The 7,350-nt window shown below is 64.7% G+C and carries 9 protein-coding genes and 2 pseudogenes; 4 read left to right on the plus strand and 7 right to left on the minus strand.

The genetic code is table 11. The features are described from left to right. Both ACMNI9_RS04600 and ACMNI9_RS04605 read left to right on the plus strand, forming a co-directional pair. Positions 1–243 (plus strand): LytTR family DNA-binding domain-containing protein (locus ACMNI9_RS04600; protein ID WP_418831039.1); only part of this gene is annotated, 243 nt, incomplete at its 5' end. Positions 244–264: 21 nt separating this feature from the next. Further along, positions 265–735 (plus strand): hypothetical protein, encoded by a 471-nt coding sequence (locus ACMNI9_RS04605; RefSeq protein WP_114567656.1) that lies wholly within the window; start codon positions 265–267, stop codon positions 733–735. A 50-nt stretch (positions 736–785) separates the two neighbouring features. On the opposite strand, the gene ACMNI9_RS04610 is transcribed toward ACMNI9_RS04605, so the two are convergent. From ACMNI9_RS04610 to ACMNI9_RS04635, 6 genes and pseudogenes are all read right to left on the minus strand, one after another. Beyond that, positions 786–2,243 carry a sensor histidine kinase gene (locus ACMNI9_RS04610; RefSeq protein ID WP_418831040.1) on the minus strand — a complete coding sequence of 486 codons (1,458 nt, stop codon included), beginning with the start codon at positions 2,241–2,243 and terminating at the stop codon, positions 786–788. Then, the gene (locus ACMNI9_RS04615; RefSeq protein ID WP_370632890.1) at positions 2,231–2,416 is read right to left on the minus strand and encodes a winged helix-turn-helix domain-containing protein; all 186 of its coding nucleotides are present in this window, start codon (positions 2,414–2,416) and stop codon (positions 2,231–2,233) included. Before ACMNI9_RS04615 ends, ACMNI9_RS04610 begins: the two co-directional genes overlap by 13 nt. 156 nt (positions 2,417–2,572) lie before the next feature. Further along, a pseudogene (locus ACMNI9_RS04620) lies at positions 2,573–2,914 on the minus strand (response regulator); the annotation flags it as partial. 73 nt (positions 2,915–2,987) lie between these two features. Further along, positions 2,988–3,812: a lantibiotic ABC transporter permease gene (locus tag ACMNI9_RS04625; protein ID WP_418831041.1), complete on the minus strand. Its 825-nt coding sequence runs from the start codon at positions 3,810–3,812 to the stop codon at positions 2,988–2,990. Beyond that, a complete protein-coding gene (locus ACMNI9_RS04630; RefSeq protein WP_418831042.1) occupies positions 3,797–4,534 on the minus strand; it encodes a hypothetical protein in 738 nt (245 codons plus the stop codon). Before ACMNI9_RS04630 ends, ACMNI9_RS04625 begins: the two co-directional genes overlap by 16 nt. A gap of 113 nt (positions 4,535–4,647) precedes the next feature. Further along, entirely contained in the window at positions 4,648–5,391 is a 744-nt protein-coding gene (locus ACMNI9_RS04635) for a lantibiotic protection ABC transporter ATP-binding protein (RefSeq protein WP_418831043.1), read from the minus strand. A 302-nt stretch (positions 5,392–5,693) separates the two neighbouring features. Here ACMNI9_RS04635 and ACMNI9_RS04640 point away from each other — a divergent pair, with 302 nt between their 5' ends. Together ACMNI9_RS04640 and ACMNI9_RS04645 are read left to right on the plus strand one after the other, a co-directional pair. Beyond that, positions 5,694–6,473 carry an SDR family oxidoreductase gene (locus ACMNI9_RS04640; RefSeq protein ID WP_418831044.1) on the plus strand — a complete coding sequence of 260 codons (780 nt, stop codon included), beginning with the start codon at positions 5,694–5,696 and terminating at the stop codon, positions 6,471–6,473. 9 nt (positions 6,474–6,482) lie between these two features. Next, a complete protein-coding gene (locus tag ACMNI9_RS04645) occupies positions 6,483–6,830 on the plus strand; it encodes a hypothetical protein (protein WP_114567663.1) in 348 nt (115 codons plus the stop codon). Between the two features lie 73 nt (positions 6,831–6,903). On the opposite strand, the pseudogene ACMNI9_RS04650 reads toward ACMNI9_RS04645, so the two are convergent. Then, positions 6,904–7,350 (minus strand): annotated as a pseudogene (locus tag ACMNI9_RS04650) (hypothetical protein); the annotation flags it as partial.

Consider the following 7,350-nt stretch of genomic DNA (forward strand, 5'->3'; position numbering starts at 1 on the left):
TCCACGTTCCTGTACCTGAAGGACGCCGTACTGGAAACGCCGCTTCGCCTGTACGAGCTGGAGGACCGGCTAGCCGGAACCGAATTCGTGCGCGCCTCCAAGCAGTTGCTGGCAAATTTCGACCACGTTGCAGGCATCAAACCGTACCTGAACGCCCGACTCCAGCTGCTGCTGGACAACGGCGAAACCGTCATCGTATCGCGTCAGTACGCTCCCGCCATCAAGCAGAAGATCGGGCTGTAGCCCGCAGCAAAGGAGTTCGCCATGAAGCGCATAGCCATTCAAACCGCCCTTACCATCTGCGTTTTCTTCACCGTGTCCATGATCGTGTGCCTAGTCATGGGCTACATCTTCGCAGGCCCCAGCTACGGGCTGAACCTCACCGCCTCGCTGCTGATCGCCACCGTGTCGATCGGCGTGCTGCAAGCCTTCTGGTTCACCGAAGCGGTGCTCAAAAAGCCCGCTTACCTTGCCCGCATGATCGGATTCGACGCATGCGCGCTGCCCGCGCTAGCCGCCTGCGCCTGGATCGGCGCCTGGTTTCCCCCGGACATTCCCCTTGCGTGGGTCGAGTTCGTCGTGATCTTCTTCATCATATCCGCCTTGTCGACCATCGGGTACAACGCCTATTTCCGCAGGACCGCCGGCAGCTACGAGCAGGCGCTCGCCCGCTACCGCAAGCAGCAAAGCACCCAAGCGGACACGCGCACAGCGGATTCCGAACGGAAGCGATAGCACCCGCCGCAACCAGCTTGCCGCCGCTGCGGAAATCGTCGAGCGCGACTTTACGCCAGCGGCAGCTTCACCACGCAGCGCGCGCCGCCCTTGCTCCGGTTGGATATCTCGAAGGATCCGCCGTGCGCCGCCGCGATGTCGTCCACAATGGAAAGGCCCAGACCGAAGTGGCCGGCCTCGGCGTTGCGATCCGCGGACCCCGTGAAGAAGCGCTCCTTTCCGCGCTCCAACGCAGCTGCGGAAAACCCGGGGCCTTCGTCTTCCACCGTCATGCGCAAGCAGCCTTCGGTCACGTCGAACGTCACCGACACCTCCGAGCCGGCAGGAGCGTGCTCGACGGCGTTCGACACCAGGTTCGCAATAGCCCGAACAAGGCTGGTCGCATCACCGCGAACAGCACCCGAGCACGTGGCGTCGAAGGAAAGCGCCGTCTCGCCCGCATCGCACAGCTGCCGCGCCTGGCGCCGCACCTCGTCGGCCAGAACGGCAACATCCACATCGGAGGCAACGGCAGGATCGCCCGCCTGGGAAGCCTCGACCAAAAGCCGTACGTAGCCTTCCATGCGCCGCACGCTATCGGACATATCCTCGACGCATGCACGCTGGTCCTCGTCGAGCGCGGTCTCGTGCAGCAGGTCGGCGTTCCAGCGCGCAACGGCCAACGGCGTTTTGAGATCGTGCGCAAGCGCCGACACCTGCCGGCGGCGGGCATCGTCGGCGGCCCAGCGCGCCTGCAGCGAATCGGCCAGCGCCGCGCGCATGCGCTCCATGGCGCGCAATACGTCGTTCACCTCGCGCACGTTGGTCGACCCCACAGCAAAGTCGAGGTCCTGCCGCTCGATCTGAGCCACGGCTTCGGCCAAAGGCTGCATCTTGCGGGATATCACCCGCGCCGCGCGCACGGCGATCAGCGCGACCGTGGCAACGAACAGGACGAAGAACGCGCCGATGAGCAGCGTCTGAGGATCGGGAAGCGCATCGCGCAGGGCCCGAGACGTGAAATCGGGAACGAAGTCGTATTGCAGCGCGCACCGGTTTCCATTCGGCAGCACGGCCGTTGCCTGCTGGCGGACCCCGCCCAAGCCGTCAAAGCCCGCAACGGTCGATCCGTCCTGAACGACCGTCCACGCAGCTGCCCGGTCGCCGTCCGCCATATCGGACGCGAGCACGCGCCCTTCCGCATCGAATACGCACCAGCGATAGCACGAGGGGACGTCCGCAGGCTCGACCGCGCCGGATTCGAGCGCAGCGACCATGTCGGGAGCGCGCTCGTCGGCGTAATTGGCAACGTAGACGAGCCCGCTGCTGGCCATCAAGCTGAACGTCGTCCAGAAGCCGACCAGCAGCAACGCCACCGCAACCAGAACGTAGCCGAAATAGCGTACGATAATCAGCGCCAACGGAACGCCGCGACGCGAGGCGGACAAACCCGATCGCTCGTCCTCCGCATGCGTGGCACCCGCCTTGACCCGTGCAGTCCGCGACTGCGCGCCCCCTAAAGCTCCCATTTGTAACCCACGCCCCAAACCGTGCCGATAGGATTGACCCCCATCGCCCTGAACTTCGCCCGAATAGCGCTGACGTGGGCGGTGATGGTTTCGGCGCTGGCCAGCGAATCCCAACCGGACACCTCCTCGAGCAGCGCGTCTTTGGAGAACACCTGACCGCGGCGGCGCGCCATCAGCTCGCAAAGCGCGTACTCGGTAGGCGTCAGCCGAACGGGAACGCCGTCGACTGCAACCTCTTTGGCTGCAAGGTCGATGCGCACGGGTCCGAACGCAAGCGCCACATGGTGATCGCGCTGCTCTCGTCGCAGGTGAGCCGCCACCTTCGCGCGCAACTCGGCTGCTCCGCACGGCTTGCGGATGTAATCGTCGGCCCCCAAACCGTAGCCGATCACGGCATCGCCTTCCTCGGTCTTGGCGGTAAGGAACAGGATGGGGCAGTCTACCCGATCGCGCATGCGGCGCACCAGTTCGAAGCCGTCCATATCGGGCATCATCACATCGGTGATGACAAGATCGAACCGAGCAAGGTCAAGATCGAGCGCGCGCGTCGAACGGGACTCCGCAACCACCGTATGACCGTCCCGCTCGAGCACACGCGCAAGCGCATCGAGAATAGCCTTCTCGTCATCGATCACCAGCAAGCGAGCCATGCCGTTCCTTTCGCCCTTCATCGCCGCAGGCCGCTATCTCGCAAGCCCCCTTGCGCGACATCGGCCTTTTCGGCTTCATTGTACCTTGAGCGCCTTACTCCCCGGCGAGCTTCTTGTCTTCGAAACGATCCGCGCCTACGAGGAGCGCCGCTACGAGCGCGATCGTCGAAACGGCGCACGCGATGCCGATGCGCACGAGCGCGTCGACGAGTACCGCCACAACCTGCGCCCCGGCCGACAGCAGACCGGCTATCGCCAGCTCTATGGCCAGCGATGCGAAGCGCGAGGGCCATGCAAACGGGATGAAAACGGCGGCGCTCGCGCCGAACGATCCGCTCAGCGTACCGGTGACCAGCCCGTTTGCCAAACCGCCCATCGAGGCGAGCGCCACGCCGAGTCCGATTGCGCCCAACCCGATGGCTGCGTTTCTTCCGAAGCGCAGCGCAACCCACAGCGAAAGGGCGTACAGCGCCGCGCTGCCCGCCGCGATGCCGCACGCACCCGCAAGGCACGCCGCCAGCGAAGGAGCGTCCCGCCCCGCCGCGACGACGATCCCCCAGAACAGCACCGCCGCAACAAGCGCAGCCGCGAAGCCGAGCGCCAGCAGCACCGCGCCCTTCGCCGCGAACGCGATCCTGCGCGACGGCACGCCCAGCAGGTTCGCGCAATCGCCGGCCTCGCGTTCCGCATCCACGGAAAGGCCGCACGACAAGCCCACGATCAGGGGCGCACCGGCGCCCAGCAGCTGGAAGAACGCATCGGCGCCCAGCAGGCTGTCCCAAGCGGAGCTCGCGAAATACGCACCGGCGGCCGCCCCCAGGGCCAGCGCGATCACCAGGTGCATCGCCGCAAGCGGCGAGCGGCGCACGCGCACGATTTCCGAGCGAACCGCACGCCCGAACGTCATCCGAACCGCCATTTCGCCTCCCTCCTTCCATACCATCGCGCACCGAACACGGCCAGCGCGACGAAGATCGCAACGGCGATGCCAAGCCCCAGCATCGCCTCCCACCCGAACGACAGCAACGGATCGCCCGCCTCAAGCGGCACGCCTGAAGGCGCGACGCCCATGAACGGCGACACCGCGCGCAGGGCGGTTGCCGGAGGAAAGAGGAACCATGCGGAGCTCGTCCAGAACGCGATGCCCGCTCCCAGCTGCAGCGCGACGGGAATCGCAATGCCCGCAAGCGTGCCGAAACGCGTGGTAAGCACAAGCCCCGCCGGAACCATCCAGGCGTTTCCGACAACCAACAGCACCGCTGCGACCAGGCCCGCCGCCGCAGATGGCGCATCGCAACCCAAAAGGTTCACCGCAACGCCAGCCGTCAGCACCACCAGGTTCGCCGCCAGCGCAAGCACCAGCGCGTACGCGGTCTTGGCCCACCACGCGCTCGACGGGGGCAGCGGCAACCCAAGAACGGGCCGCAGCTTCTGCCGCGCGTCGATGTTGGCGATCGATGCGGTCATGAGCGCGACGGCAACGGGGAGCATGAGCGCGTACCAGTAGTTCCAGCCGTACGTGGCAAAGGCCCCGATCGCGCCGCCGCTGAACACACCGGCCGCCGCCATGCCCATCGCGCAGAACGGCAACGGAGCAACCAATGCGATTTTGCGAGGTGCGGCACGCTTGCCCTTGAGCACTTCGGCCCTGAAAGCTGCCGCATAGGCGGCAAACGCGAAAGGGCGCCCGGTACGGGCGGCGCAAGCGCGGGACTGCTCCGCATTCGCTGCGCACTCATCTGATCGCCGCGCCCTCATCGCATGCCCCCGTCCTCGCCAGCAGCCCTGCGTTCCACTGCCACCCGACGGCACACGTCCATGAACAGCCGCTCGAGATCGGTGCCGGGCGCAAGCTCGTCTTCGTACGCCAAGCAGCCCTCGGCGATGATGCCCACATGGTCAGCCGTATGCGACACCTCGGTCAGAATATGGCTCGACACCACCACCGTCACGCCCTGCGCGGGAAGCGAACGTATCAGGCCGCGCAGTTCCTCGATGCCGATAGGGTCAAGCCCGTTGGTCGGCTCGTCCAAGATGAGCAAGCGCGGACGATCGAGCAGCGCAAGCGCAATGCCCAGACGCTGCTTCATGCCCATCGAGAACTGCCCCGCGCGCTTCTTTCCGGTTGCGGCCAGATCGACCGTTTGCAGCACCTCGTCGATGCGCGCCTCGGGGATTCTCAGCAGCGTCGTGCGCACGCGCAGGTTTTCGCGAGCCGTGAGGTTAGCGTACACCGGCGGGTTCTCGATAAGCGACCCGATGCGGTACAGATCGTTGCGACACCACGGTTGACCTGCGAATAGGATATCGCCCTCGGTAGGGCGCAGCATGCCTGCGACCATCTTGAGCGTTGTGGACTTCCCCGCCCCGTTCGGACCCAAAAGGCCGTACACGGCACCTTCGGGAACATGCAAGGACACGCGGTCGACCGCCGTTTGGGCGCCCGATCCGCGACCGAATCGCTTGGTGAGATTCTTGGTTTCAAGCAGGTAGCTCATGCCGGCTTCCTTTCCTTCGCCTTCTTCGCAATCCACGATACGAGCCGTTTCTCAAGGATTTCTAAAGAAAGCGGAAAACGAGGACGCGAACGCGTTTGCGAAAAAGGCGCACAGCAAAAAGCCAACGGCTCGCACGTTCATGCACGTGCGCCGCTCGCCGAATCGCGCAGCCCGCGCATGAAGACCAACCGACCGCTGGCCTGCTGCAGCGAACCTCACGCGCAAGAACTTGCTACGATTCGAAGCGAAACGACAACCATCGTCAGCAAGGAAGCAAGCACCTTGCAAGGGGAAGGACGGGCATGGGCATCTACGTCATCACCGGAGCCACAAGCGGCATCGGCGCGAAAACCGCCGAAATCCTACGCGGACGCGGCCACGAGGTGGTCAACATAGACCTGCACGGCGGCGACATCAATGCGAACCTGGCTACCAAAGACGGACGCGCGCACGCGATCGCCGAGCTGCACGAACGCTACCCCGAAGGCATCGACGCCATGATCTGCAACGCGGGCGTTTCGGGCGGCAAGGCTCCCATATCGCTTATCGTATCGCTCAACTATTTTGGCGCCACCGAAATGGCTCGCGGCGTGTTCGACCTGCTGGAAAAGCGCGGAGGAAGCTGCACGGTCACGTCGTCGAACTCCATCGCGCAAGGAGCAGCGCGCATGGACGTAGCCGGCATGCTGAACAACCATGCCGACGAGGACCGCATTCTCGAACTGGTCAAAGACGTGGATCCCGCCATCGGCCACGTGTACTACGCGTCCACGAAGTACGCGCTTGCCCGCTGGGTGCGGCGCATGAGCCCCGAGTGGGGATCGCGGGGCGTGCGCCTGAACGCGGTGGCGCCCGGCAACGTGCGCACCGCGATGACCGACAACATGCTGCCTGAGCAGCGCGCGGCCATGGAAGCCATTCCCGTGCCCACGCATTTCGGCGAAGAGCCCCTTATGGAGCCCATCGAGATCGCCAACGCCATGGCGTTCATCGCCTCCCCTGAAGCATGCGGCATCAACGGCGTGGTCCTGTTCGTGGACGGCGGCACCGACGCCCTACTCAATTCCGAGAAAGTCTACTAGGAGGCAGTCATGGTCATCAACGATTTCGTCGCAGCGATGCAAGCGAAGGACCACCGGGCGCTGGCCGCCTGCTTCACCGAGGAATGCCGTCTGGTCGACTACTGCCCTTCCCTGGTGAAGCGGCAAAACGCGTTTTTGTACGGGCGCAATTCCATCGAGATGTTCTTCCATAACAAGTTCGTCTTCGGAGGCTTCGCCATGCGCGACCCGCGCGTGACGAACGAGCGCACCGTGAACTTCTACGCCGACTACAACGGGGCCATCATCCATGCGCTTGCGCAGATCGAGAACTGCAGCGACGGCGCCTGCAACCTGAACGACAGCCTAATCCAGGAGCTGGTGATACGCCCGGCGTAGGGGCGGCACGACGATTCCGCATGCTGCGAGGAGAAAAAGAGGGGGCCTTTTCCAGACGCCCCCTCTTCTCGTTCTACGGATTGCATTTTGAGCAAGCGCCGTAGCCTTGCGCGATCGCGTTTGAGCGCGAGATGGGAATTTGGCTTTTCTTCAGGTACTGGCATCTGTCGCGGTGAAACTTCTCGCCCGTCTTCGTGATGTAGACCGTGACGTCGTCTCCGCCGCCCCCGCCCGAGACTGCGGCAGCCGCGGCAGCTGCTTCCTGCTCGGCAGCCGCCGCTGCGGCCTGCTCCTCGGCCGCCTTCGCCGCGGCAGCCTCCTCCTCGGCCTTCTGGCGCTCGGCCTCCTTCTCAGCCTCGATCTTGGCCATGCTCTCGGAATCGAGCTTCAGGGACAAGCGGGCCGTCTGATCCCTCGTGCCGTCGAAGGAGCACTTCACCGGATCCGATGCGAAGACGCTCTCGCCCACTTTCAAAGACGAAGGATCGAGCTTGAATACGTACGTTCCGGCCGGGTAGGC

This window comes from Paraeggerthella sp. (genome assembly GCF_048427265.1).
Taxonomy (GTDB): domain Bacteria; phylum Actinomycetota; class Coriobacteriia; order Coriobacteriales; family Eggerthellaceae; genus Paraeggerthella; species Paraeggerthella hominis.